Raw genomic sequence first — 25,270 nt, forward strand, 5'->3', positions numbered from 1 at the left:
TTACTAAAAAAGTTTGGCTCTGAATGAATAATCATTGCTATTTTTGCATCAAAATGTAGCATTTATGAAATCACTATTACTCATCTTCTTGGGAGGAGGTACAGGAAGTGTACTTCGCTACCTGCTTACCATAAGTATTTATCGCCAGGGAGCAACGAATTTTCCGTGGGGTACTTTCGCAGTCAATATTTTGGGTTGCATACTTATCGGGGTATTTTATACCCTCACCTCACGCATTCATATCAACAATGATATAAGACTGATGCTCACTATCGGACTTTGCGGTGGCTTCACCACTTTCTCCACTTTTAGCAACGAAAGTTTGCAATTACTGAAATCAGGACTCTACCCCTCTTTTTTCACATACATCATTAGCAGTGTGGTATTGGGTATCCTCGGAGTAATGCTAGGGATATGGATGAGCGAATAGAGCAAAATAAATATCCCTCCGGCTCTATACCACATAGAACAGGAGGGATTGAAATTGCACCTCAGTTATAAAACCTTATTTTAATCTCAAGACACTTCGTCCGGTTGTAATGGCTGCATTGTTTGCAGGAGTTGACTTACGGGTACAATAATCAAATTCCGCTGTTTTCTCTCCGTTAAATGATTTCCATTTTAATTTCAGCTTCACTGTTTTTCCTTCAGTGTCAGGCAAAGAATCCAAATTAAATGCCACCAGTCCGTCGGCAGGTTCACCGTATACATCACCAAAGGCATTATGGCGGAATTCTACCTCATAAGGATTTTCAGCATCTTTACTCATCAGCAAATTGACAAAATGAGCTTGACTGCGATCCCCCCACATGGTTCTGAAACGCAAAGTCAAATAACCGTCCTCGGCAATTGTCACCCAATCGTTAATCATATCTACAGGGTCAGTACCATACACTTCATCATTCTTATCTCCTAAATCACCGGCAATCGGTTTTGTCAAGATACTGTCTATCCAGTTGATATGTACAGCCTTGTCATACTCTCCGCTTGACTCATTCACCGGATCGAAATTTACAAGAGCCCTTACTTCCTTCTCACCATAAGGAGAATTTTTCATATTGACAGGCAACAGTGTCGTACTGTCATCCAACTGCATAAAAAATGAATTGTCGGCCACCGGTTTCACAGTAACCAATGCATTGGGCCACGCGTATCTGTAATAATCATTATCATCATCATCCAAACAGGATTGAAAGATCATCACAGAAGCAAGTACCGCTACAGACGCAAGCAATTTATTAAAACCAAAAAACTTTTTCATTGTGCTTTTCTTTATTAGTTAATTATTCTAGTTTATAAGTCTTTTCTATTGAAAGAAATGCAGGCTATACCATAATGCTGCACGAAGTTTTGTTAAGAAAACATAATCATCTGACAGTAATGTTACAAACATTCTTCCATTTGCATTTTCTACATCTAAACAAGTGACGCTATAGGCGAACAAAGGGATAATTTTACCGAAATTTAGATCATATCAAATTACTAGTCCTATGATTTTTTTATCTTAAATTTGTTACTGTTTTTTGAAAAGGAAAAGATTTAGAATAAAGAGTTTTATGAAAGCTACTATCGCAAGTCTCATTTTTTTGCTATTGTCATTAGCCGTCTCATCGCAGACTTATAAATATATTGGTATAGAAGAAGGACTAAGTAATCAGAAAATATACAGAATTCAAAAAGACGCGCGTGGATACATGTGGTTCCTCACCCATGTGGGAATAGACCGATATAACGGAAAAGAAATAAAACATTATAAATTAAAAGAAGGCGACAGGGAGCTAGACCCGTTATTGAATATAAACTGGACTTATTTAGATAAAACAGGTACACTGCTGGTCACAGGAAAACAAGGCAGAATTTTCCGTTATGATTCAGGACACGATCGTTTTGTACAGATATACAGTATGTACAATTACTGGAACAAGGACTACCATGCTTTCGTGAGATATAGTTATATAGACCAGGAGAGTAACGTATGGTTGTGCGGCAAATCGGCTATCCACCTTTTTAACATAGAATCCGGACAAAAGCAAAGAATTTCTAACCGGCTGGGAAATATCACCTGCATAGAACAGATAAACAGTGAACATTTTTTTATAGGTACAGACAAAAGAATCTATCTGGTAAAACTGGAAAACGGGAATTTGAAAGAACTCTCCTGCGGCAAACTGGAAATGATGGATATGCACGTACACGAATTATATCTACACCGTACAGCCAACAAACTATTTATAGGCACTTTTGAAAAGGGAGTCTATATATATGACTTAAATATCCAGAAAATTGTACGTCCCGAAGTAGAACTAACAGATGTGAATATTACACGGCTCAGTCCCTTGAACACAAAGGAATTATTAGTAGCCACTGAAGGAGCAGGAGTGCACAAATTAAACATAGATACCTATGAAACCGAACCTTATATCATTGCAAATTATGGTAGTTACAACGAAATGGACGGGAACATTATCAATGATGTATATGTAGACAACGAGCAGCGTATCTGGCTGTCTAGCTATCCTACAGGAATTACCGTCCGCAACAACCAATATACCAACTACAACTGGATAAAGCACTCTATTGGCAACCGGCAGTCACTAGTAAACAACCAAGTAAACTCTATTATAGAAGATAGTGACGGGGATCTGTGGTTTGGAACAAGCAACGGCATCAGCTTATACGATTCAAAGCAAAAGCAATGGCGTTCTTTTCTAAGCTCTTTCAATCACGGACTAAAAAATCAGAACCGCATTTTTATCACTTTATGCGAAGTTTCTCCGGGTATTATATGGGCCGGAGGATATGCATCGGGCATTTTCCAGATTACCAAGAAAAACGGAAACATAGAATACCTCACCCCTGCCCAATCTTTCCATCTGAATGTACGTGCCGACAAATACATACGCGACATTAAAAAGGACAGATACGGGTGCATATGGTCCGGAGGATATTATAATCTGAAATGCTTTAATCTAAAGACACGCCAAGGACGTCTTTATCCCGGACTAGGGTCCGTCACTGCCATTGAAGAAAAGGATAGTACATCTATGTGGATAGGTACCTCCACCAATCTTTTTCTACTGGACCGGAATTCGGGTAAATACAATGAAATACATCTGCCCGGTGGAGCAACCTACATTTATACGTTACACCAAGAAAACAATGGTTTACTCTACATTGGCACCAGTGGCTCCGGACTATTTACTTATGATCCGGTAAAAGAATCAATCAGCGCCCATTACCACACAGAAAACAGCCCGTTAGTATCAAACAGCATTTATGTTATTCTACCCACAAAAGACGGGAATATCTTGATGAGTACCGAAAATGGTATCAGTATTTTCTCGCCTACTAACCGCCAGTTCCGCAACTGGACTCGCGGACAAGGGTTGATGTCCACCTGTTTCAATGCCGGCTCTGGTGTACTACGTGCCAATGGGAACACTGTATTCGGAAGTACAGATGGTGCACTGGAATTCCCCCAAAACATAGAAATGCCCCAAACTGGAGATTCACATATGATATTCAGCGACTTCCATATTTTCTACCAAACTGTATATCCTAATGATCCAAACTCTCCTCTGACTAAAGATATCGACCAAATAGAGAAATTGAATCTGAAATATATGCAAAATACATTTTCTATCCGAGTATCCTCTATCAATTACGATTATCCGTCGGACATACTATATACCTGGCAGTTGGAAGGATTCTACGACGGTTGGACTACTCCAAGTGACGAAGGGACTATCCGATTCACTAATGTTGCTCCCGGTACCTATACACTGCGTGTACGTTCCGTTTCTAAAGAGGATAATAAACACGTGTTGCAGGAGCGGATATTGAAAATTACTGTAGCACATCCCGTGTGGCTCAGTTTTTGGGCTATTTGTATTTATGTCCTGACTATCACTTCAGTAACATACGTCATTTTCCGCCTGCATTCCATGCGCAGAGAAAAGAAGGCCTCGGATGAAAGAACTCGGTTCTTTATCAATACAGCGCATGATATCCGTACTCCGCTGACACTAATAAAGGCACCTTTGGAAGAAATTCAACAAAAAGAAAATTTAAGTGAAGAAAGTCAGGCCAATATGCTTACAGCGATGAAGAACGTGGACACCTTGCTACGCCTCACCACTAATCTGATAAACTTCAGCAAAGCTAATGTATACTCCTCCTCCCTCCGTATATCGGAACATGAACTTAATACCTATATGGAAGGAATATGCCATGCCTTTTATAGTTATGCAGAAGCCAAACAGATCAAACTCGACTACAAAAGCAACTTTGAATATCAAAATGTATGGTTCGACAAAGAAAAAATGGACTCGATCACAAAAAACTTGATTTCAAATGCTATCAAATATACTCCCGCCCACGGTGAGGTACACATTATCATCTGCCATGACAAGGACAACTGGAGCCTGGAGATTACAGACACGGGCATCGGGATTCCTGCCAAAGAACAAAAAAAGTTATTCAAGTTACATTTCAGGGGCAGCAATGCCATCAATGCAAAAATTACAGGCAGTGGAATCGGACTGATGTTAGTATGGAAACTAGTACGTATTCATAAAGGAAAGATCAGCATAGAAAGCGTAGAGAATAAAGGTACCCGTGTAAAGGTTATCTTCCCCCAAAAACAATTCCGAAACCAACAGGTCCCGACAGAAACGGTACAACAAGAAAACGTGGCACCAGTATCTCCTAGTGCAGTCTCTCCCCATACTTATAAAGATCTGTATCGGCAGCATGTTCAAAATACACAGCGTATCCTGGTTGTGGAAGACAATGACGATCTACGCGAATATCTGTTTCATACTTTATCCGAAGCTTATCAAGTGGAAACGTGTACCAATGGCAAAGAAGCCTTAAAAATTATCCCTGAATTTAAACCTGATTTAGTATTATCAGACATTATGATGCCCGAAATGCGAGGAGACGAATTGTGTTCTGCTATCAAAAATAATATACTGACGTCTCATATCCCTGTAATTCTGCTAACAGCATTAAATGATGAAAAGAATATCGTTGAAGGATTAGAAACAGGTGCGGACAAATACCTAATAAAACCTTTTAATATAGGAATACTAAAAGCATCTATAGCCAACATACTGACTAACCGTGCACTCCTTCGCCGCAAATATGCAGATATGGAGTTACATAATGACAGTATTTCCATAAATTATAGCAACACATTGGACCAACAGTTCCTAGAAGCAGTGAAAGAAACAATAACTGAAAATCTAGACAATTCAAGTTTCAATGTGGAGTCACTCTGTGCTTCACAAAACATGAGCCGTTCCAGTTTCTACAATAAACTGAAAGCATTGACAGATCAAGCTCCGGCAGACTATATCCGCCTGATCCGACTGAAACGGGCAGCACAATTACTATCCGAAGGACAGTATAATATATCCGAGATATCAGATATGACCGGGTTTAATGATGTAAAATATTTCCGCGAAGTATTCAAAAAATACTATAAAATAAGTCCCAGCGGATATAGCAAAGGGGAAATGAAGGAAGAACCGGCTAAACCATAAGAGTCCTAAAGAAACTTATTTTGAACAAAATTTATCATTAACACATTAATAGATAAAAGAGAAAATGAGTACTTTCGGGGCATTCATCCGTAGTACTTAATAAACTGACTTATGATAGGAAAAATTAAAACGATGGCAATCATCACGTTTTACATAGCTGTATTACTTGTTATTGCAGTGTATTTGCAAGACGGAAGCGGAACATTCTCCCATTTTTTCGAGAATGCAAATCTATACATACGTAATTTGCGTAATATACACGTTCCGGCTTTCCATCAAACTTATGACAATTATCTGCAACTTTTTCCACTCATACTTCTATTCGGACTAAAATTGGGAGGAATAAGAGGTCGTTTCGGATGGAAACGGTTGTTCACTTTCATAGTCCTGTCAGTCATACTGACACAGCTGGTAGTAAACGGATTAAAACTCACCACCGGAGTGCTTCGCCCGGATGCCACAAATTATTTCTCTTTTCCTTCCGGACATACGGCAGCAGCATTTATGGCAGCTACCTTATTGTATAAGGAATATGGGTTCAAAGGATATTGGATAGGATTAGTAGCATACGCAGCAGCTATAGTAACAGGGTTTACCCGTATTCTGAATAACCGTCACTGGCTGTTTGATGTCATCATTGGTGCCGCCTTGGGAATATTGCTTACAGATTTGGCTTTCCGTCTGGTACAACTCATATTCAAAGACCGGGGACTTATCCAGCATAAATAGATACCATAAGCCTGATAACACAACAAATTTAGCACTCATGAAAAAACAAATGATCTTATTAGGAATGTTAATGGCGTTTTGTATGACAGAAGCCAAAGTAACACTGCCTGCATTATTCACAGACAATATGATATTACAACAAAAATCAAATGTCATTTTCCATGGCCATTCATCCACAAAAAAAGAAGTGATAATAACAACAGGATGGAGTAAGCATCCCTATACGACATCACCTGACAAAGAAGGAAATTGGAGAATAGAAATTCCTACCCCATCTGCCGGAGGTCCTTATGAAATCATCATTTCGGACGGGGATAAACACATACTGCAAAATATTTTAATTGGTGAAATATGGTTGTATACAGGAGAATGTGAAACAGAAACTCCCATAGATATAGCCCCCCAACCTTATATCCGTCTGTTCCAGACAAAGAAAGAAATCTCCTTAGTTCCCAAGAAAGATTTACACACTACACAAGAAGGTTGGAAAGAATGCACCTCCAAAAACATAACCGGATTCCCTGCAGTGGGATATTTTTTTGCCAGCCAGTTACAAAAGACTCTGAAAGTACCCGTGGGTATAATAAGTTGTACCTGGAAAGATACTCCTGCAGAAGCATGGGCCAGTTATGATGCGTTAGAAGACCTGCCAAGCTACAACAAAGAAACAGAAATGCTTGAATCCTTGGAGTTCAATCCTGAAAAAATAGAAGCAGAATATGCCCGTAAAAGAGAAAAGTGGTATCAAGCTCTTTACGAACACGATATGGGATGGTGCGTTGACCATCAAGTATGGGCGGAACCTGATTATTCGGATGAAAACTGGAAAACAATGGAACTTCCGGGATACTGGGAAGATAAGGGAATGAAAGACTTCGATGGAGTAGTATGGTTCAGAAAAACGATAGATATTCCACGTAACTGGACTAGAAAAAATATCACAATAAATTTGGGGAACATTGCCGATGAAAGCATTGTATATTATAACGGGACTGAAATAGGACGAAACACAAAAGCCGATGTGTCCTGCTGTTACAAAATTCCCTATAAGCTGGTAAAACGCGGAAAGGCTGTACTGACCATACGTGTGACCAATTACAAAAGCAAAGGAGGAATATATGGCCGTCCAGAAGACATGAAACTAAGTATACAAGGCAAGAATCTTATCTCATTGGCAGGAGAATGGAAATACCTGTCTGGTCTCTCATTAAGTGGAATCCCCCCTATACCCATTTCACCAGAAAGTAACCCTAAGTATCCCACAGGATTATTCAATGCGATGATACATCCGCTTACTTTTTTCCCTCTTCAAGGTATTGTATGGCATCAAGGAAAAAGTAATTTGGGAAGCAGCGATGAATATGCAGACTTATTCATGTCATTGATAGCCGACTGGCGCGATAAGTGGCAGAAACCACAAATGCCTTTCTACTTTGTACAACTGTCCAATCATGGGAAAAAAGAAGAAATACAAGATGATTCAGACTGGGCGGCCATACGTGAAGCACAAGCACAGGCTTTACACTTGAATCATACAGGCATGGTAGTAACCACCGATATTGGAAAAGGAAAAAGCAATACCTTCCAAAGCACTCTGGAAACAGGTCTTCGCCTATCACAGCTAGCATTAAAACAAACCTACGGAAAAAGAAAAATGCCTCAATATCCGGTTTACAAAAGCTACAGCATCGAAGGAAATACCCTTCGTATCCATTTTGAAAATCTAGGAAAAGGATTCCTGCATCCCGATCCAGTACGCGGATTTATAATTGCAGGTACAGATAGGATTTTTTATCCGGCAACAGTAACAGTAAAAAAGAAAGAAATAATTGTACAATCACCCGATGTACCTCATCCTGTAGCCGTGAGATACAATTGGGCCAACCATACTGACGGTGCTTTATTCGGAGCATCAGGTCTGCCAGTAGCCCCATTCCGAACAGATAATTGGTAATTATCGCAAGCTATATGAATAAACACTTAGATAATTCCTGTATATTTGCACTCTTTTAGAATAAACAAAGAAAAACAATGGGAATGGTAATAGGTATAGACGTAGGCGGAAGTACCACCAAAATAATAGGTGTGGATAAAGAAGGCATAAAACATCCTATGATTGTAAAAGCCGAAGATCCTATCACTTCGTTATTCGGTGCTTTTGGCAAATACATATATGATAATGGAATCAGCTTAAACGACATTGATAAAGTCATGTTGACAGGAGTGGGAAGTGCTTACGTAAACCAACCATTATATGGACTCTCTACTGATCATACGGATGAGTTTCTAGCAAACGGCCTTGGAGCTCACTATGACTCCCAACTACAAGACCTTATTGTAGTAAGCATGGGTACCGGCACCTCTTTTGTAAAAGTGGAAGGAGGTGAAAATATATCTCACATAGGTGGTATAGGTATTGGTGGAGGAACCATTCAAGGATTATCCTGCCTGTTGTTAAAAACACAGAATATTCATCAAGTGGTGAAGATGGCAGAGAAAGGTGTAATAGAAAATATTGATTTGCAAATCAAGGATATTTGCAACACTCCTCTACCGGGACTTCCTTTGGATGCCACCGCTTCCACATTTGGCAAAGCAAGCTCAAATGCCTCTATGGAAGATGTAGCAGCGGGAATCATTCATATGGTATTACAATCGATAGGACAATCTGTCATATTAGCAGCACTGAATAGCCATATCAAAGATTTTGTCCTGATAGGTAATTTGACCAAAATGCCACAATGCAAAGAAATATTCCCAGTTATGGAAAAAATGTATCAATGCCATTTGGATACCCGAATATGCAGAATATCGCACGGCATTGGGAGCAGCACTAGCTTATACATATAAATAAGAAAGAGAACAGACAGTACTGTTCTTAACTCCTTTATATTGTTATGCTAAAAGTATAACAGCATAATTCGGAACCCAAGGTTTTCCAACTTAACGAAGAAGAAAGTGCATCTCTCACTGATCTTCTAAAGTGGGAGATTCAATAAATATCCCTAAAACATGAGTGTCAAGCAAAACTTCTTATTTTTTTGAGTTTAACACTTTCTTTCTTCAATAAATTCAAAAAGAATAGCCCAAAAGTACAAAAATCAATGATAGAAAAAGAATTTAATGATAGAATTTACACTAAAAGTACTGCAAAAAGAGAAAAATATACCATATTCATGTTACAGAACATAGGATTATTTCCGTTACTAGACTCCGCCACATGCGTGCATATGCAAAAAAAAGCCTCCGGAACTTCTTCAAGTCCGGAGGCTTCAATCAAAAACGGCAGCTACCTACTCTCCCACTGTGACGCAGTACCATCGGCGTGACAAGGCTTAACTTCTCTGTTCGGAATGGGAAGAGGTGGAACCCTTGTGCTATAGCCACCTGAATAAGGGCGACATATCGACAAGCCATCAGCGTTATCTTATCCTGTAGTAATAACCGAACGTATACACCATCCTAAATATAAGGAAAGTGGACGGGCAATTAGTAATGCTCGGCTTTGGTATCTCTACCTTTACACCTGCATCCTATCAACGTCGTAGTCTACAACGACCCTCAGAAATCTAATCTTGTGGCCGGCTTCGTACTTAGATGCTTTCAGCACTTATCCGATCCAGACTTAGATACCCGGCAATGCACCTGGCGGCACAACCGGTAAACCAGAGGTCTGTCCAACACGGTCCTCTCGTACTAGTGTCAGAGCCACGCAAATTTCATACGCCCACGATAGATAGAGACCGAACTGTCTCACGACGTTCTGAACCCAGCTCGCGTGCCACTTTAATGGGCGAACAGCCCAACCCTTGGGACCTTCTCCAGCCCCAGGATGTGACGAGCCGACATCGAGGTGCCAAACCACTCCGTCGATATGAGCTCTTGGGAGGGATCAGCCTGTTATCCCCGGAGTACCTTTTATCCTTTGAGCGATGTCCCTTCCATACGGAAACACCGGATCACTATGCTCTAGTTTCCTACCTGATCGACTTGTCAGTCTCCCAGTCAAGCGCCCTTATGCCATTACACTCTAACGGCGGTTACCAATCGCCGTGAGGGCACCTTTAGAAGCCTCCGTTACGCTTTTGGAGGCGACCACCCCAGTCAAACTACCCACCAATCAGTGTCCCCATATACACGGGTTAGAATCCAAACAAATGAAGGGTCGTATTTCAACAGCGGCTCCAAGGATACTGGCGTACCCCCTTCAAAGCCTCCGACCTATCCTACACATCACGTGCCCAGATTCAATGATAAGCTATAGTAAAGGTTCACGGGGTCTTTTCGTCCCATCGCGGGTAATCGGCATCTTCACCGATACTACAATTTCACTGAGCTCACGGTTGAGACAGCGTCCAGATCATTACACCATTCGTGCAGGTCGGAACTTACCCGACAAGGAATTTCGCTACCTTAGGACCGTTATAGTTACGGCCGCCGTTTACTGGGGCTTCAATTCAACGCTTCTCTCAACGATGACGTCTCCTCTTAACCTTCCAGCACCGGGCAGGTGTCAGGCTGTATACAGGATCTTTCGATTTAGCACAGCCCTGTGTTTTTGTTAAACAGTTGCCTGGACCTATTCTCTGCGCCCTCCCGTCACCGGGTAGGGACCCTTTATCCCGAAGTTACAGGGTCAGTTTGCCTAGTTCCTTAACCGTGAATCACTCAAGCGCCTTAGAATATTCATCCCGACTACGTGTGTCCGTTTACGGTACGGGTACCTACAGGATTTAGTTTAGCGGATTTTCTTGGCAGCATGATTACATGCACTATTGCCTTGTCCCGAGGGACGCGGCATACTATCAGGTTCGATTCTCATGGTGGATTTGCCTGCCAAGATCAACATCTACACCCTTCAACCATCTATTCCGTCAGATGGCGGCATTGTCACTACTGCGTCTCCACATCACTCCTGGAGGTAGTAACGGAATATTAACCGTTTCTGCCATCGGCATCGCCCTTCGGCTGAGCCTTAGGACCCGACTTACCCTGATCCGATTAGCGTTGATCAGGAAACCTTAGTCTTTCGGCGAGGGGGTTTCCCGCCCCCTTTATCGTTACTTATACCTACATTTGCTTTTCCAGACGCTCCAGAATACCTCGCGGTACGCCTTCGACGCTGACTGGAATGCTCCCCTACCGATCATTTCAATGATCCCACTGCTTCGGTAGACAACTTAATACCCGATTATTATCCACGCCAGACTCCTCGACTAGTGAGCTGTTACGCACTCTTTAAATGAATGGCTGCTTCCAAGCCAACATCCTAGCTGTCTTAGCAGTCAGACTTCGTTAGTTTAACTTAGCTGTCATTTCGGGACCTTAGCAGGTGGTCCGGATTCTTCTCCTCTCGGGCACGGACCTTAGCACCCATGCCCTCACTCCTGAGGTAAAACTGATGCGCATTCGGAGTTTGTCAAGACTTGATAGGCGGTGAAGCCCTCGCATCTTATCAGTCGCTCTACCTCACATCAGTAACCCACAAGGCTGCACCTAAATGCATTTCGGGGAGTACGAGCTATCTCCAAGTTTGATTAGCCTTTCACCCCTACCCTCAGCTCATCCAGAAGCTTTTCAACGCTTATTGGTGCGGTCCTCCAGCTGGTGTTACCCAGCCTTCAACCTGGCCAAGGGTAGATCACTTGGTTTCGCGTCTGCCACTGCCGACTATACGCCCTCTTCAGACTCGCTTTCGCTTCGGATACGTGTGTCGTCACACTTAACCTTGCCGGCAAAGGCAACTCGTAGGTTCATTATGCAAAAGGCACGCCGTCACTGCTTTAAGCAGCTCCGACCGCTTGTAGGCGCACGGTTTCAGGAACTATTTCACTCTTCTGTTCGAAGTGCTTTTCACCTTTCCCTCACGGTACTGGTTCGCTATCGGTCTCTCGGGAGTATTTAGCCTTACCGGATGGTCCCGGCAGATTCACGCAGAATTCCTCGTGCTCCGCGCTACTCAGGATACTACTATGCTTCGACAACATACGAATACGCAACTGTCATGCTCTATGGTCTTTCTTTCCAGAAAGTTCTTCTCCGATGTCTTCATGCAACGACGTAGTCCTACAACCCCGATCATGCCGTAACATGAACGGTTTGGGCTATTCCCCGTTCGCTCGCCACTACTGGGGGAATCATTGTTATTTTCTTTTCCTGCAGGTACTAAGATGTTTCAGTTCCCTGCGTTAGCTCCTGAAATGATCAGGTGGCGTGTCTTCAACACGCCGGGTTGTCCCATTCGGAAATCCCCGGATCAAAGGTTATTTGCACCTCCCCGGAGCTTATCGCAGCTTATCACGTCCTTCATCGCCTCCGAGAGCCAAGGCATCCGCCATGCGCCCTTCTTTACTTTCCTTATTCATTCGCCCACACTTGCGTGCCAGCGGGATGATATATACTTTCAGCTCTTTACTACTAAAATTACTGTTTGCTTGTACAATATGTCATAGATCGGTCATCTTCGTATCTTACGTCTCTGATGGAGTGGAGAATAACGGATTCGAACCGTTGACCCTCTGCGTGCAAGGCAGATGCTCTAGCCAGCTGAGCTAATCCCCCGAATCTCAAGATTCGTAGTCCCAGGCAGAGTTGAACTGCCGACCTCTACATTATCAGTGTAGCGCTCTAACCAACTGAGCTATAGGACTAAGTTCAACCTAGTCTGTTTCATTAGACCCGGCTTCTTACTTTCTCTCTTCCGTCTTAATACGGAATCATATCTTGAATAAACAACAACAGCAGTACAAAAACAAAAACCTTTACTTTGGATCCTCTCCAGAAAGGAGGTGTTCCAGCCGCACCTTCCGGTACGGCTACCTTGTTACGACTTAGCCCCAGTCACCAGTTTTACCCTAGGGCGATCCTCGCGGTTACGCACTTCAGGTACCCCCGGCTCCCATGGCTTGACGGGCGGTGTGTACAAGGCCCGGGAACGTATTCACCGCGCCGTGGCTGATGCGCGATTACTAGCGAATCCAGCTTCGTGGAGTCGGGTTGCAGACTCCAGTCCGAACTGAGAGGGGTTTTAGGGATTGGCATCCACTCGCGTGGTAGCGGCCCTCTGTACCCCCCATTGTAACACGTGTGTAGCCCCGGACGTAAGGGCCGTGCTGATTTGACGTCATCCCCACCTTCCTCACATCTTACGATGGCAGTCTTGTCAGAGTCCTCAGCATCACCTGTTAGTAACTGACAACAAGGGTTGCGCTCGTTATGGCACTTAAGCCGACACCTCACGGCACGAGCTGACGACAACCATGCAGCACCTTCACACTCGCTATTGCTAGCTGAACCGTTTCCGGATCATTCGAGTGCAATTTAAGCCCGGGTAAGGTTCCTCGCGTATCATCGAATTAAACCACATGTTCCTCCGCTTGTGCGGGCCCCCGTCAATTCCTTTGAGTTTCACCGTTGCCGGCGTACTCCCCAGGTGGAATACTTAACGCTTTCGCTTGGCCGCTTGCCGTATATCGCAAACAGCGAGTATTCATCGTTTACCGTGTGGACTACCAGGGTATCTAATCCTGTTTGATACCCACACTTTCGAGCCTCAATGTCAGTTGCAGCTTAGCAGGCTGCCTTCGCAATCGGAGTTCTTCGTGATATCTAAGCATTTCACCGCTACACCACGAATTCCGCCTGCCTCAACTGCACTCAAGACATCCAGTATCAACTGCAATTTTACGGTTGAGCCGCAAACTTTCACAACTGACTTAAACATCCATCTACGCTCCCTTTAAACCCAATAAATCCGGATAACGCTCGGATCCTCCGTATTACCGCGGCTGCTGGCACGGAGTTAGCCGATCCTTATTCATAAAGTACATGCAAACGGGTATGCATACCCGACTTTATTCCTTTATAAAAGAAGTTTACAACCCATAGGGCAGTCATCCTTCACGCTACTTGGCTGGTTCAGGCCATCGCCCATTGACCAATATTCCTCACTGCTGCCTCCCGTAGGAGTTTGGACCGTGTCTCAGTTCCAATGTGGGGGACCTTCCTCTCAGAACCCCTATCCATCGTTGACTAGGTGGGCCGTTACCCCGCCTACTATCTAATGGAACGCATCCCCATCGTCTACCGGAAAATACCTTTAATCATGCGGACATGTGAACTCATGATCCCATCCTGGATTAATCTTCCTTTCAGAAGGCTGGCCAAGAGTAGACGGCAGGTTGGATACGTGTTACTCACCCGTGCGCCGGTCGCCATCAGCCTTAGCAAGCTAAGACCATGCTGCCCCTCGACTTGCATGTGTTAAGCCTGTAGCTAGCGTTCATCCTGAGCCAGGATCAAACTCTTCATTGTAAAAATATTCTTTCAACACTTAAGTTGACTTTACGCTCAAGGACTCCAAATCTATCAATACAATAAAAATATTGACGGTTCTTGTTTTTCCGTACACCATATCATATATACGGTGCACCGGCTTGTACTACTTGTTTGTTTATCTTAAATCTTTCAAAGAACTCTTATTCCTGTTTGCCATCGTTTCCGAAAGCGGATGCAAAGGTAAGAGATTTTATCGTAACCACCAAATGTTTTCGAAAGTTTTTTTCGAAACTTCCATAAAAGGCGGACCATCCATCCTCCCGAGGTCTTATCCGTTCTCGCTCCCTTAGCCCCGCTAAGGTAAGATACCAGGTGCAGATCACTATCAAGGAAATCTCCCACGTTTGTTTCACCAAGTCAGTAACACTGTCTGAAGTGCCGCATCTCTCTCGATTGCGGGTGCAAAAGTAGACCTTTTAACGCTAACAGGCAAACTTTCACAAGACAAATTATCCGGATTCCCTGAAACTTTTTTGTAATACGCTGAATCACAGATGTGTTACAAAGAAGGTTTTTATAACGGAGGACACGGGAGGAAAAAGACAGACACATTATAATATTCGCACGCGCGTAAACAAAAACGGAAAAAGGAAAAAACGAATACGCAAACAAAAGCCGGAAAAAACGGAAAAAGAAAAAAACGGAAGGCAAACTTGCAAACACACTAAAAAACAAAACCACCATTTAAAGCAAGAACGAAATCAAAAACAATAAATAAGTAAATTCTATAATTCTCTTTATACAAAAAAAAACAAACCTGTGTTATTCCTCCGTTTACAAATAAAAAACTATCCATCTATCAGATGATCCATTAAAAAAAACGTATCTTTGCTACTCATTATTTTTAATGCTAACATGAAATACGGAGTAACAAAAAATACATTAGTTATTACAGCAGGCATAGTTTGGCTCTTAGCCGGTATCAATATCTTGCGTATTGGAATAAGTTGCTGGATAAACGATTCTCATTATTGGTTCTTCAAAATCTGTGAAGCCACTATAGTATTTCTTTTATTCTTTGGTCTGATATTTCATAAACTTTACAAGAAACATACTCATCGCATATCTCAAAAGAAATCCAAGAATTGTCCATTCTCTTTCTTCGATGTAAAAGGGTGGATTATCATGGGATTCATGATTACCATAGGTATCTTGACACGCACCCTGCATGTACTACCAGAAGCATTTATTGCTGTATTTTATACAGGATTGTCAGTAGCCCTAATTACAACCGGTACCCGATTTATATGGTACTGGTGGAGAAACAGGCATCTACTAGTCTGATAAGTCATTCGGTCTACAGAGGTTTCCACGATGGATGCTGTTTTCCCCTCGCACAATGTCAGCGAGAGCCTCCCAAAAGAAACGACAGCATCACCAATCACTCTTTCAAATCGTATATCTCAAGAAATGTATAGGCTACACAGGTTGGTACCACTAGCAAAACGAATCAACGAAAAATCATATAATACTACGCTACCGTTTCCACATCGGGCAAATCAGACATACCTGATTACAAATTGTTATAAGCCCCGGAACAAGTTGTTGTCATTGTATGGACGGCATACAGTCCGGCAACCTTAATGCAGTACATCTGCACCGGTAAGCTCCACAATACGTTCGGCCACAGTTTGTGTGTCCCTGCGCGGAGAAGTAAGCCACAAGCATCTTACTTTTTTCAGCCGGATAATCGAAATCACTCCAGTTCTCTCCACTTCCTAGCTTTTCGGGCATTGTTAACTGTTCTGTTTCTGGTGCGGAAGTATCATTGGGAAAACATGCTATCACGCTGAACTATTGATTGTCATATTCTTCATCTGTCGCAACATAAGTCAATATGTCGTGTTTGAAAAAGTTAACGAAAAGTTACAACTCCTTGTCGAAAAACTCCATTCCCCCCTAACTGCCGTACCCACATACTCCGGCACGTAGTAGATTTTGATGTGTGTTGCATCGGAAATAAAAGTCAATTCCTTGTCCTGTGTACCCGTGACACGGCTATAACATTGTTCCGTTGTATAATAAGATATCAGCAATGCTACCAACTATCATCAGTAACGTCTGATTGAATAGATTTATGTTCTGTACTCCGTCGGATTGAAACCGAGATTCTGTTGTACATAACGGCTGAGATAGGCTTGTGACGAGAAGCTGAACATATCGGAAATCTGCACGAACGACAATGACTTATCACTCAACAGGCGTGAAATATCAAATATTGTATAACGGTTAATCCAATAGTTGGCGGCATATCTGCTCACCTTTTTTAACACTTCCGACAAGTATTTCGACGTAATGCACAAACAATCGACATAATAAGATACCTCCCTGTGTTCGCGGTATGTACCATCCTCCAGCATTCTCAAGAAACGATGTATGATGGAGGCATCTGCGTTGAAATGTCGCTTTCATCATAGATACGAGCATGAAAATCGAAAAAATCAAGGATAGCCGTCTGCATGGCGTTGATAAGCATTTCACGGTAGAAACGATGTTCAGTATCCTTGATACACAACTCAAGCAGTTCAAGATCTCGACGACAGACAATCTGCTGTTCAAGCGAGAGGTGCATGACAGAGTTGAGGAAAAGGCCAGTTGTCCTTTCATTCCATAATTGCTCTAAGGTTACATAGTTCAACAAATCCAGACTTCACATAGATAATCTTGGCACAGAAATCCATTGAAACTTCTATATTTTCAATCATTTTCCGCTTGCGGATAATCGACAGATCGCCAGCATGCAACTCAAAATCCATTCCGTTGAACCGATATCAACATCCCCCTCCCAAACAGAACAAATGTGACAAATACTCCTCTTCGGCATCGGTCGGAATCCGGGTAGCCCAATCGATTACCATAATATCTTTACACTCTTCCATACTTTTATACCGTTTGCTTAATAAAAACAGAAATAACCATAAATACAGAATCTCAAGCGACTGCTGCTATAAAGCCATTGCATTTACATTTTTTAACAATTCTATAATGGAATAGTTATTTTTTATGGGCGATCCTCCAAACACTTCGCTCATCTCCATCATTTCAAGTTCAATATCTATCTCCTTTACTTTTTCATCAGTCATGTGCACATCAGCAGCACCAGCATTTTCTTTAAGCCGGCACAGATGGCACGTTCCTAGAATAGGTATAATCCATGGACGTTTGTTCATCGTCCATGACAGCGCGATTTGCGACGGGATGGCATGGTATTTTTCCGCCAAACGGTCAATAAGAGAAAACAACGATTCATTCTGCTCAAAACTCTTCATCTGGAATTGAGGCATAACGACACGGTAATCCATTCGAACATCAAATCGTGTTTCAGCAGTATAACATTTCGTAAGCAGCCCGTTTGCAAGTGGCGAGAAGGCCACAAGGCCCATGTCTAGTTCTTCAAGGAGAGGGAACATTTTTCGTATTGGCGAGCCATCATCGAATAGTGGTTCTGCACAGCAATAACGGGACAAACTGCATGAGCGCGACGTAGATACTCTTCAATAGCTTCTGAAATGCCCCAGTGCAGGATTTTCCCATCACGGATCAGATCGGTCATCACTCCTGCTACTTCTCCGGTTCAACCTTCGGATCAATATGATGCTGATAATACAGATCTATACGATCAGTACGCAAACGATGGAGTGATCCTTCAACCGAACTGTAGATAACTGAAGGCTGCAAATCGGGAATCACGACATGTGTACCGGCTACGCCAAAACCATCAAACTATATGCCGAATTTTGAGGCTATCACAATTTGGTTGCGGAACGACTGCAACGCTTTTCCCAACAATTCTTCATTACCATTCGACCTGTCCTGTGTACCATACATTTCGGTCGTGTCAAAAAAGTATACCCCATATCTACGGCATCGGTCAATAGTTCCGTTATTTTACACTTATCGGCAGGCGCACCGTAGGCATGACTCATACCCATGCAGCCCAGACCGACGGGCGATATCCTCAATCCACTCAGTCCTAATGTTCTGTATTCCATACCATCTTTTCCACCTCTTCCTGCGTAGCGTTGAAAAAGCGTTTTTCTTTATTGAGCGAACACATTTGTTCCATTTTCTTGTTATTCAGTTCGAAATCGAAAAATAGCAATATTCTCCTTGATATAATCGAGGTTCGATGCTCCGGGAATGACAGAGAAATCTCCTTGAATATGCCAGCGAAGAATTATCTGGACGGGAGATTTACTATGTACCTTGGCTATTTATCGGATGACAGACTGAACAACGCACCATTAGACATCGCACCACCCAACAGAAACCAACAAGTAATGTGAATACCATAAGGTTTTACCTTGTCGCGTATGGCCAACCGTTGAGCGTAAGAGTGGCATTCGATCTGCAATACTGCGGGTTTTACACGCGATTCGATCATAATTTTCTCGAACACCTCGTCATTTGCATCGAAATTACTGATTCCCAATGCACGTACTTTTCCCATATCACGCCATGCACCCACAAAATCGCCGGCTGGCTGGTGAACAAATCCAATTGCATGTGTTCCAATATCTTATCTATAGCCTCTAATGTCTTACTTTCGCCATATTCGGTCGGCCAAAGTTTCGAGGTAATCCAAATTTTCTCACGTGAAATACCACTCTCCTTTACAGCTCGTCCCACTCCGGCTTCATCATTGTGCATGAGCAGTATCGATATGTCAATAACCGATCTTCAAAGCAGTAAGGCACGATTGTTCACATATAGAACCGGATGATTGCATAAAAGTTCCCAAACCGAATTGCGGCATCAACACACCATTATTGAATTGTACCATCGGTACATTAGCGACAGTTTTACAAATATCCTGTGCGGAAACAAAGATGCAGCCCATCAAGGCCACACACACTAGCATTGCAATAAACTTCTTCTCCATATTATATTTCTAATCTGTTTTTAATAGTTTCACAGTACAAAATTAGCGTGACTTGCCTATGTTATTTTTACAAGAAATACGGATTGAATTACATTTTTTCAGTTTTTGAATATAAAATTACTTCTATCCGCAAAAACAACAATAGAAACAGAAATTTATATAACAACTTCCTGAAAGAAAAAGTGTAATTTTGTAGAAGAAAATAATCAATCATAACAAGAATATGAATACAATAAAATTGAATAACGGTGTCGAAATGCCCCAGATAGGTTATGGCGTCTATCAAGTTTCTCCGAACGAATACGAACGTTGTATAAGCAGTGCTTTATAGATCGGTTATCGCATGATCGATACAGCACAAGCATACCACAATGAGGAAGGTGTAGGTAATACCATACGTAAAAGTGATATCGACTGCAAAGAGATTTTCCTCGTATCAAAAATATGGATTTCCAACTACGGTTACAAAAAAGTGAAAGCCTCTATCGACAAAAGTTTGGACCGCTTACAAACCGACCACATTGACCTAATGCTCCTGCATCAGCCGTTCTGTGACTGATACAGTGCATACCGCGCACTGGAAAAAGTATATAAGGAGGGAAAGCTTCGCGCCATAGGCGTCTCAAATTTTTACCCTGATCATTTTATCTATATCACTAACAACATGGAGATTGTTCCAGCTGTGAATCAAGTGGAAACACACGTATTCAACCAACAGACTGAACCGCAAAAGAGTTCGGCACACGCATCATGTCGTGGAGACCGCTCACCGAGGGCCGTAACGGTTTCTTCACGAATTCAATACTTGCCGAAATCGGTAGCAAATATGGGAAAAGCATAGTACAGATCGCTCTGCGCTGGTTAATCCAACGTGGCGTCATCATCATCCCCAAATCGATTCACATAGAAGGGATGCAACAAAACACCGACATTTCCAATTTTGAGTTGACAGACGAAGATATGGCTACCATCGCCACACTCGACATGGGATACAGCCTCTTTTTTGATCATTATGATGCTAAAACCACCCATATGTTTATGGAATAGAGATAAAATAATACTACTATAACGACGGTTCAACAGTTCTGATCGTGTAGAATCAACACAAGACGATGAACAAACTGGTTAAATCAAACTAATAAAAAACAATCGCCGCAGAAATAGATGTATAACTCCCTGCGGCAATTGTTTTATTGTAATATCCAAGTGCATCGATCTATCAATTGTTTTTTACTATCACTGGCACGTACTTCTATTTCATTCCTTCCTTTTCTGAGAGGGACCTCCTTGAACAAACAAACTTTCAAACTGTCCGGCTTCATCCTTCTACACTGACAGTCATTCACTATCAATATCACTTCTTCTACATTCGAAAAGACCTGTACATCAACGAGCGGCTTCACCCGATTCACATTACGACGCCCTGCGATATAAATCATAGGTTCTGGATTCCAATTGGCCCGGTAAAAATAATAAGCATCCTTTTTAATCTTACGATCATGAGTTACCAGTCCTTTGTCATTGATGCCCGAACGATCCCCCTCCATACGATGAGCTGCACCGAAATCAAACATATTCCACACAAAACTAGCCCACACATACGGACGTTCATTTATTATTTTCCAATTCTGAATATGATATTCTGTTTGCCAATTCTCTGGATGCCACCAACTTCCGGGAACAGTTTGTACCAATGAGTCCTGCTGATGATAGATACTAGCACCAGCACCATATTCGCTGATGGCAATTTTTATTTCGGGATGGTTCTTATGAGTAGCATCCAACCATGTAGCAAGCGTAGCCGGTGTGGCCCCATACCATCCATCATAGCGATTCCAAGCTATATGATCAGTAATGAAATTCAACGCGCCATCCTGATTACTTGCAGAAGTAGTAGGACGAGTAGGATCCTCCCGATGTGCCATAGCATTCAACTCCTTTATATACTCTACAGGATTGTCTCCCTGCTCTTTCAATTCATTGAACAATCCCCAAAAACAGATACTAGGATGATTGTAATGCTGGCGGATCATCTCTTTCAACTGCTCCTTACCATTTTCGCGGAAAGAAGGCTGATCAACAAAACCTTTATCAGCGTATCCTCCCGGCCCCACAAATGGAATCTCAGCCCAAGTGACAATGCCATATTTATCCATTAAATCATACATATAGGTAGCTTGTGGATAATGTGCCAGACGAACGGCATTCACCCCCATATCAAGCATGATACGAGTATCTTCCTCGTGATGCACCGGATAAAGAGCATTACCCACTTCCGCCCTCTCCTGATGACGGCATACACCATGCAGCGGCAAATGTTTTCCATTCAAGAAAAAACCTTTATCGGGATCCGTGATGTAATAACGTACCCCTAACGGCTGTTCCACTTTATCCAACTCTTTTCCATCTTTAATCAAGGTCACCACCGTCTGATACATGAATGGATCCTGCGTCCCGTTCCAAAGACGCGGATTCTTCAGTATGAACTCTATATTCTCTACCTGTACATCTGTATGAGGAATCATACTTACTTCCTTCTCCGTTTCATACACAGTCTTTTTTCCATCATTAACCTGCAACCGGAGCACTGCTTTTCGGAGTTCTCCCGTTCCATTAGAAAGATTGATGCGTGCACAAATAGCTGCCTGTTTGTCCGTAATCTGTTGCTGTATGAGATAAAACCCAGACGATGCATAATCTAACGGAGAGATACACAGGTTATCAGTCAGCAACAGATGTACATCCCGATAAATGCCACCATAAAAATTAAAATCACCGACCAATGGCATTACATCCAACTGCTCGCCATTATTGACACGTACCAGCAATGTATTCTCTTTTCCATATTCCACTTTATCGGTTATCTCGAAGACAAAAGCTCCATAACCGCCCCGATGCTCACCTATATGTTTACCATTTACAAAGACATTGCTCACGCAATTCGCTCCCTCAAAACGTAAAAAAAGCCGCTTACTTTGCCACTCGGGACGGATGAATATTTTTTTAGTATAATTACCTATTCCCCTCTTGTAATCGTGCTTACCACCCAAAGCGTCCTGTGCATTCCAAGTATGAGGCAAGTCTACCCTACGTGCAGCATTAGCATTTACTTGATGGGAAAAACGGAAACTCCAATCCTGATTGATAAGCTTATCTTCTCTTTGTGCCAACATCTGCATACTGAAAGCTGCGGCAAACAATACAGTAAAAGTTCTTCTGAGGTTTTTCATATGTATTTTTATTATTATACTTTGATTTATGTTCCAACAGCAAAAATAGATAAAAAACTTGAGAGACCAACTAAAACACAGAAGAATAGTTGAATACAAAGAAGATAAAAGTCAAAACCGCCGTGAATAACTTTTCTTCTGATATTCACAGCGGCATATATTATAACTAGAATAATAAATCAACACATATCCCCTCAGAGATTTTTCCAAGCATTTCTTAGAATATTTTGTATAAAAGCATGCTAAAAAATACCGATATAATTACAAATACAAAGTCCAACGAAATATTAGTTTATTATTTTACATTTAGCTTATAACCAACAGAGAGGGTTAAACTATTATAGTTTACACCTATATTATCATTTTTAGATTCTTTTCCAAGTGATATTTCATATTGAAGCTTAACTGTCCACCTCCGATTTTCAATACCTACAGCAGACGTCATTCCCCAGTCGAAATTTCTCGCATGTTGATATAGAAACTGGTTGCTACCACCCTCCGTACTTTCTCCCACACCAGGATATCCTTCAACCAAACCGGAAGAAGGTATAGTAAGATAATATGGATTACTATCAATATGATTTTTGATACAATATCCTATATATGGTCCTATTTCAAAGAAAAATTTAGTGGAATTGTTGCTATGGATAGAGATTTTAACCCAAATAGGAACTTGTAAAAAATGCCTTGTCTGAGAAACATTTTCTATCCATGTAGCATCTCCATTACTATATGTTCCACCATTATTTACAGAGTATCCTCTAAAAGTATAATATAATCCCGACTTCATAGAGAACACATTATTAACATTATAATCTGCAGATATTCCTAAACGAGTGGATGGACGCCAGCATTCTCCATACCCAGTTCTTTGTATTGCAGATAACCCAGCTTCGGTTGCCCATGTGACACACTGAGCATTAGCCCACATGCTACAAGAAAAAACAACAGCAAATAATAATACTTTTTTCACTGAAAAATAAATTAAAGTTAGTAATTTTATAGTTTATACTATCGTGTCGCTATAATCTTTTTCATCATAATAACCTTATTTTTTACAGAATGACAACAAAGTTTCATTTTACCCCCATCCATGAGATTATTTTTATTTCAAACTAACATTTTACCAAATCGATAAAATCGAACGTAAGTACGACATAGCGATGACTGATCCGCTAAAAAACAACCTAAATCAACCATTATTTGAATACAATGGAAACAAGCAATAAAGTATTGCACGAGAAACCCACATGAGAAAAGAAAGTTCCGGTTATGCATTGATGGAATACCTATACCTGAATGGTTCAAGATGAAATTCAAAGAATTCAAAAAGAGGAAAAACAGACCGAAAAGAGGATTAAGAACATAATATTCAATAACAAAAAACAAAAATGCAATTCTGATAGTCAATGAATTGCATTTTTATTTCTATTTTTGCAGTCATTTGCGAGGCTGAACAATAATATAAATTTAACAAGATATCATGAAAAAGAAAATGATCATTGTATTTTTAAGTACAAGTATATCGCTGCTATTTTCTTCATGTTCAACTATACTAGAAATTATAACAGGAGATAGACAATGTATATATCCTAATTGTACAGAACGGGCAACCAGCAACTCTGCTTATTGCTCATATCACAAACCGTACTACTTAAAATAAACGCTTTATCTACTTAAATTAACACGTTGAGAAAGATTTAAAATGCCTTATTTCAAAATATTTTCAGGTATTTGAGGAAATAGAGCCACATCTCCATTCACTGAGTATTCCGTATCCTCTTCTTGCATTTACATCGTAGGAGCAAATGCAATATCTGAACGTGTGTTTATAAACTTTAATATTTGGTCCCAATCCACACCTAAATACTTACTTATAATACTATATGTTGCAGAAGAAGAACCTATCAAATTTAATTTATAACCTGATGCAGTAATATTTTCATTAGTTAGTTTGCCATCTTCGTCTGTTTTATAGGTTAATGTCAAAAATGGAATTGTTTCATATGAGAGGTTGGAGTTATTATTTTTCCCGACTGAGAATTTATAACACCCCTTACTTATAAGATTCTCATCTATTTTATGCTCTAAATAGTTGTATGTAAAAAAGCAACATTCCTTAGCTTCATTATTTTTCAAATAAACATTTATCTCACTCATAAGATTTTTTATCTAAATGAAAAGATGTAATTTCAAACTTTTCATCATTGCAACTTGTCATACAAAACACACTTAGTAAGACAACAATAAAAGCATTTTTTACTTTCATGATATAATTACTTATTAAAAACAAAAATACCCAATCTTACATATAAGGAGATGTAAAATTGGGTATTTACTCTATAATCTACTAATAATCAACATTTTGCGGTATTTACGGAACTAACAAATTTTGAAATAACTCGTAATATTCAGCATGTTATGAAGCTTCTCCGAAAAAAGCCCTCGGTTTTGTACCTACATAATTTCTATGTTCTTTTAATAGGCATTTACCTTATTCCGACAGTTTAAAGATATTTATTTTTTAATGAAATATCAAATGAATC

Annotated in this window: 16 protein-coding genes, 2 tRNA genes, 3 rRNA genes and 4 pseudogenes; 8 read left to right on the forward strand and 17 right to left on the reverse strand. The window is 41.1% G+C overall.

The window, feature by feature from the left end; all coding sequences use genetic code 11:
- The first annotated feature begins 64 nt into the window (after positions 1 to 64).
- On the forward strand, positions 65 to 430 hold the full coding sequence (crcB, locus tag GKD17_RS14035; RefSeq protein ID WP_007833187.1) for a fluoride efflux transporter CrcB: 366 nt from the start codon (positions 65 to 67) through the stop codon (positions 428 to 430).
- Positions 431 to 505: 75 nt separating this feature from the next.
- Here the strand turns inward: crcB and GKD17_RS14040 are convergent, their stop codons facing one another.
- Positions 506 to 1,261, reverse strand: a complete 756-nt coding sequence (locus GKD17_RS14040; RefSeq protein ID WP_007833186.1) for a NigD1/NigD2 family lipoprotein — start codon at positions 1,259 to 1,261, stop codon at positions 506 to 508.
- Positions 1,262 to 1,556: 295 nt separating this feature from the next.
- Here GKD17_RS14040 and GKD17_RS14045 point away from each other — a divergent pair, with 295 nt between their 5' ends.
- From GKD17_RS14045 to coaW, 4 genes and pseudogenes are all read left to right on the forward strand, one after another.
- Positions 1,557 to 5,546, forward strand: a complete 3,990-nt coding sequence (locus tag GKD17_RS14045; protein WP_007833185.1) for a response regulator — start codon at positions 1,557 to 1,559, stop codon at positions 5,544 to 5,546.
- A gap of 111 nt (positions 5,547 to 5,657) precedes the next feature.
- Positions 5,658 to 6,275, forward strand: coding sequence for a phosphatase PAP2 family protein (locus GKD17_RS14050; RefSeq protein WP_007833184.1), 618 nt, complete (start codon positions 5,658 to 5,660; stop codon positions 6,273 to 6,275).
- A 37-nt stretch (positions 6,276 to 6,312) separates the two neighbouring features.
- A complete protein-coding gene (locus tag GKD17_RS14055; protein ID WP_007833178.1) occupies positions 6,313 to 8,229 on the forward strand; it encodes a sialate O-acetylesterase in 1,917 nt (638 codons plus the stop codon).
- 77 nt (positions 8,230 to 8,306) lie between these two features.
- Positions 8,307 to 9,129, forward strand: a pseudogene (coaW, locus tag GKD17_RS14060) (type II pantothenate kinase).
- A 426-nt stretch (positions 9,130 to 9,555) separates the two neighbouring features.
- Here coaW and rrf read toward each other — a convergent pair.
- From rrf to GKD17_RS14085, 5 genes are all read right to left on the reverse strand, one after another.
- Positions 9,556 to 9,666, reverse strand: a 5S ribosomal RNA gene (rrf, locus tag GKD17_RS14065).
- 78 nt (positions 9,667 to 9,744) lie between these two features.
- A 23S ribosomal RNA gene (locus GKD17_RS14070) occupies positions 9,745 to 12,633 on the reverse strand.
- Between the two features lie 129 nt (positions 12,634 to 12,762).
- Positions 12,763 to 12,836 (reverse strand) — tRNA-Ala (locus GKD17_RS14075).
- Between the two features lie 15 nt (positions 12,837 to 12,851).
- Positions 12,852 to 12,925 (reverse strand) — tRNA-Ile (locus GKD17_RS14080).
- 131 nt (positions 12,926 to 13,056) lie between these two features.
- Positions 13,057 to 14,588 (reverse strand): 16S ribosomal RNA (locus GKD17_RS14085).
- Together the 16S, 23S and 5S rRNA genes with 2 tRNA genes alongside form the textbook arrangement of a ribosomal RNA operon.
- Before the next feature lie 879 nt (positions 14,589 to 15,467).
- Here GKD17_RS14085 and GKD17_RS14090 point away from each other — a divergent pair.
- Positions 15,468 to 15,896 carry a hypothetical protein gene (locus GKD17_RS14090; RefSeq protein WP_007832733.1) on the forward strand — a complete coding sequence of 143 codons (429 nt, stop codon included), beginning with the start codon at positions 15,468 to 15,470 and terminating at the stop codon, positions 15,894 to 15,896.
- A 296-nt stretch (positions 15,897 to 16,192) separates the two neighbouring features.
- On the opposite strand, the gene GKD17_RS23325 is transcribed toward GKD17_RS14090, so the two are convergent.
- The gene (locus GKD17_RS23325; protein WP_007832731.1) at positions 16,193 to 16,327 is read right to left on the reverse strand and encodes a hypothetical protein; all 135 of its coding nucleotides are present in this window, start codon (positions 16,325 to 16,327) and stop codon (positions 16,193 to 16,195) included.
- Between the two features lie 360 nt (positions 16,328 to 16,687).
- A complete protein-coding gene (locus GKD17_RS14095; RefSeq protein ID WP_232284560.1) occupies positions 16,688 to 16,873 on the reverse strand; it encodes a helix-turn-helix domain-containing protein in 186 nt (61 codons plus the stop codon).
- Positions 16,874 to 17,037: 164 nt separating this feature from the next.
- On the opposite strand from GKD17_RS14095, the gene GKD17_RS14100 reads away from it, so the two are divergent.
- The gene (locus GKD17_RS14100; RefSeq protein ID WP_007832727.1) at positions 17,038 to 17,226 is read left to right on the forward strand and encodes a hypothetical protein; all 189 of its coding nucleotides are present in this window, start codon (positions 17,038 to 17,040) and stop codon (positions 17,224 to 17,226) included.
- A 331-nt stretch (positions 17,227 to 17,557) separates the two neighbouring features.
- Here the strand turns inward: GKD17_RS14100 and GKD17_RS14105 are convergent.
- The 6 genes and pseudogenes from GKD17_RS14105 to GKD17_RS23340 all read right to left on the reverse strand — a co-directional run bounded on the left by GKD17_RS14105 (position 17,558) and on the right by GKD17_RS23340 (position 19,494).
- A pseudogene (locus GKD17_RS14105) lies at positions 17,558 to 18,165 on the reverse strand (aldo/keto reductase).
- A gap of 8 nt (positions 18,166 to 18,173) precedes the next feature.
- Positions 18,174 to 18,440, reverse strand: a pseudogene (locus GKD17_RS23775) (aldo/keto reductase).
- The gene (locus GKD17_RS23780; RefSeq protein WP_157442401.1) at positions 18,359 to 18,604 is read right to left on the reverse strand and encodes a hypothetical protein; all 246 of its coding nucleotides are present in this window, start codon (positions 18,602 to 18,604) and stop codon (positions 18,359 to 18,361) included. Before GKD17_RS23780 ends, GKD17_RS23775 begins: the two are co-directional and overlap by 82 nt.
- 81 nt (positions 18,605 to 18,685) lie before the next feature.
- Positions 18,686 to 18,826, reverse strand: coding sequence for an aldo/keto reductase (locus GKD17_RS23610; protein WP_257220559.1), 141 nt, complete (start codon positions 18,824 to 18,826; stop codon positions 18,686 to 18,688).
- Positions 18,823 to 19,062: an aldo/keto reductase gene (locus GKD17_RS23335; protein WP_250883822.1), complete on the reverse strand. Its 240-nt coding sequence runs from the start codon at positions 19,060 to 19,062 to the stop codon at positions 18,823 to 18,825. Before GKD17_RS23335 ends, GKD17_RS23610 begins: the two co-directional genes overlap by 4 nt.
- 216 nt (positions 19,063 to 19,278) lie before the next feature.
- Complete coding sequence (locus GKD17_RS23340) at positions 19,279 to 19,494, reverse strand: hypothetical protein (RefSeq protein WP_007832714.1); 216 nt, start codon at positions 19,492 to 19,494, stop codon at positions 19,279 to 19,281.
- A gap of 223 nt (positions 19,495 to 19,717) precedes the next feature.
- Between GKD17_RS23340 and GKD17_RS23345 the strand changes: the two are divergent.
- A pseudogene (locus tag GKD17_RS23345) lies at positions 19,718 to 20,541 on the forward strand (aldo/keto reductase).
- Positions 20,542 to 20,684: 143 nt separating this feature from the next.
- Here the strand turns inward: GKD17_RS23345 and lacZ4 are convergent.
- From lacZ4 to GKD17_RS14150, 3 genes are all read right to left on the reverse strand, one after another.
- Entirely contained in the window at positions 20,685 to 22,724 is a 2,040-nt protein-coding gene (gene lacZ4, locus GKD17_RS14140) for a beta-glucuronidase LacZ4 (RefSeq protein ID WP_007832711.1), read from the reverse strand.
- Positions 22,725 to 23,019: 295 nt separating this feature from the next.
- On the reverse strand, positions 23,020 to 23,697 hold the full coding sequence (locus GKD17_RS14145) for a porin family protein (RefSeq protein ID WP_007854568.1): 678 nt from the start codon (positions 23,695 to 23,697) through the stop codon (positions 23,020 to 23,022).
- An 818-nt stretch (positions 23,698 to 24,515) separates the two neighbouring features.
- Positions 24,516 to 24,884, reverse strand: a complete 369-nt coding sequence (locus GKD17_RS14150) for a hypothetical protein (protein WP_007832709.1) — start codon at positions 24,882 to 24,884, stop codon at positions 24,516 to 24,518.
- Positions 24,885 to 25,270 lie beyond the last annotated feature (386 nt).

The organism is Phocaeicola dorei, assembly GCF_013009555.1.
Lineage (GTDB): Bacteria > Bacteroidota > Bacteroidia > Bacteroidales > Bacteroidaceae > Phocaeicola > Phocaeicola dorei.

Excerpts from the sequence above, each read along its gene's own strand:
- crcB (WP_007833187.1), top strand. The coding sequence starts at position 65 with ATGAAATCACTATTACTCATCTTCTTGGGAGGAGGTACAGGAAGTGTA.
- GKD17_RS14040 (WP_007833186.1), bottom strand. The coding sequence starts at position 1,261 with ATGAAAAAGTTTTTTGGTTTTAATAAATTGCTTGCGTCTGTAGCGGTA.
- GKD17_RS14045 (WP_007833185.1), top strand. The coding sequence starts at position 1,557 with ATGAAAGCTACTATCGCAAGTCTCATTTTTTTGCTATTGTCATTAGCC.
- GKD17_RS14050 (WP_007833184.1), top strand. The coding sequence starts at position 5,658 with ATGATAGGAAAAATTAAAACGATGGCAATCATCACGTTTTACATAGCT.
- GKD17_RS14055 (WP_007833178.1), top strand. The coding sequence starts at position 6,313 with ATGAAAAAACAAATGATCTTATTAGGAATGTTAATGGCGTTTTGTATG.
- GKD17_RS14090 (WP_007832733.1), top strand. The coding sequence starts at position 15,468 with ATGAAATACGGAGTAACAAAAAATACATTAGTTATTACAGCAGGCATA.
- GKD17_RS14100 (WP_007832727.1), top strand. The coding sequence starts at position 17,038 with ATGAAAATCGAAAAAATCAAGGATAGCCGTCTGCATGGCGTTGATAAG.
- GKD17_RS23780 (WP_157442401.1), bottom strand. The coding sequence starts at position 18,604 with ATGGAATACAGAACATTAGGACTGAGTGGATTGAGGATATCGCCCGTC.
- GKD17_RS23335 (WP_250883822.1), bottom strand. The coding sequence starts at position 19,062 with ATGGGAAAAGTACGTGCATTGGGAATCAGTAATTTCGATGCAAATGAC.
- GKD17_RS23340 (WP_007832714.1), bottom strand. The coding sequence starts at position 19,494 with ATGGAGAAGAAGTTTATTGCAATGCTAGTGTGTGTGGCCTTGATGGGC.
- lacZ4 (WP_007832711.1), bottom strand. The coding sequence starts at position 22,724 with ATGAAAAACCTCAGAAGAACTTTTACTGTATTGTTTGCCGCAGCTTTC.
- GKD17_RS14150 (WP_007832709.1), bottom strand. The coding sequence starts at position 24,884 with ATGAGTGAGATAAATGTTTATTTGAAAAATAATGAAGCTAAGGAATGT.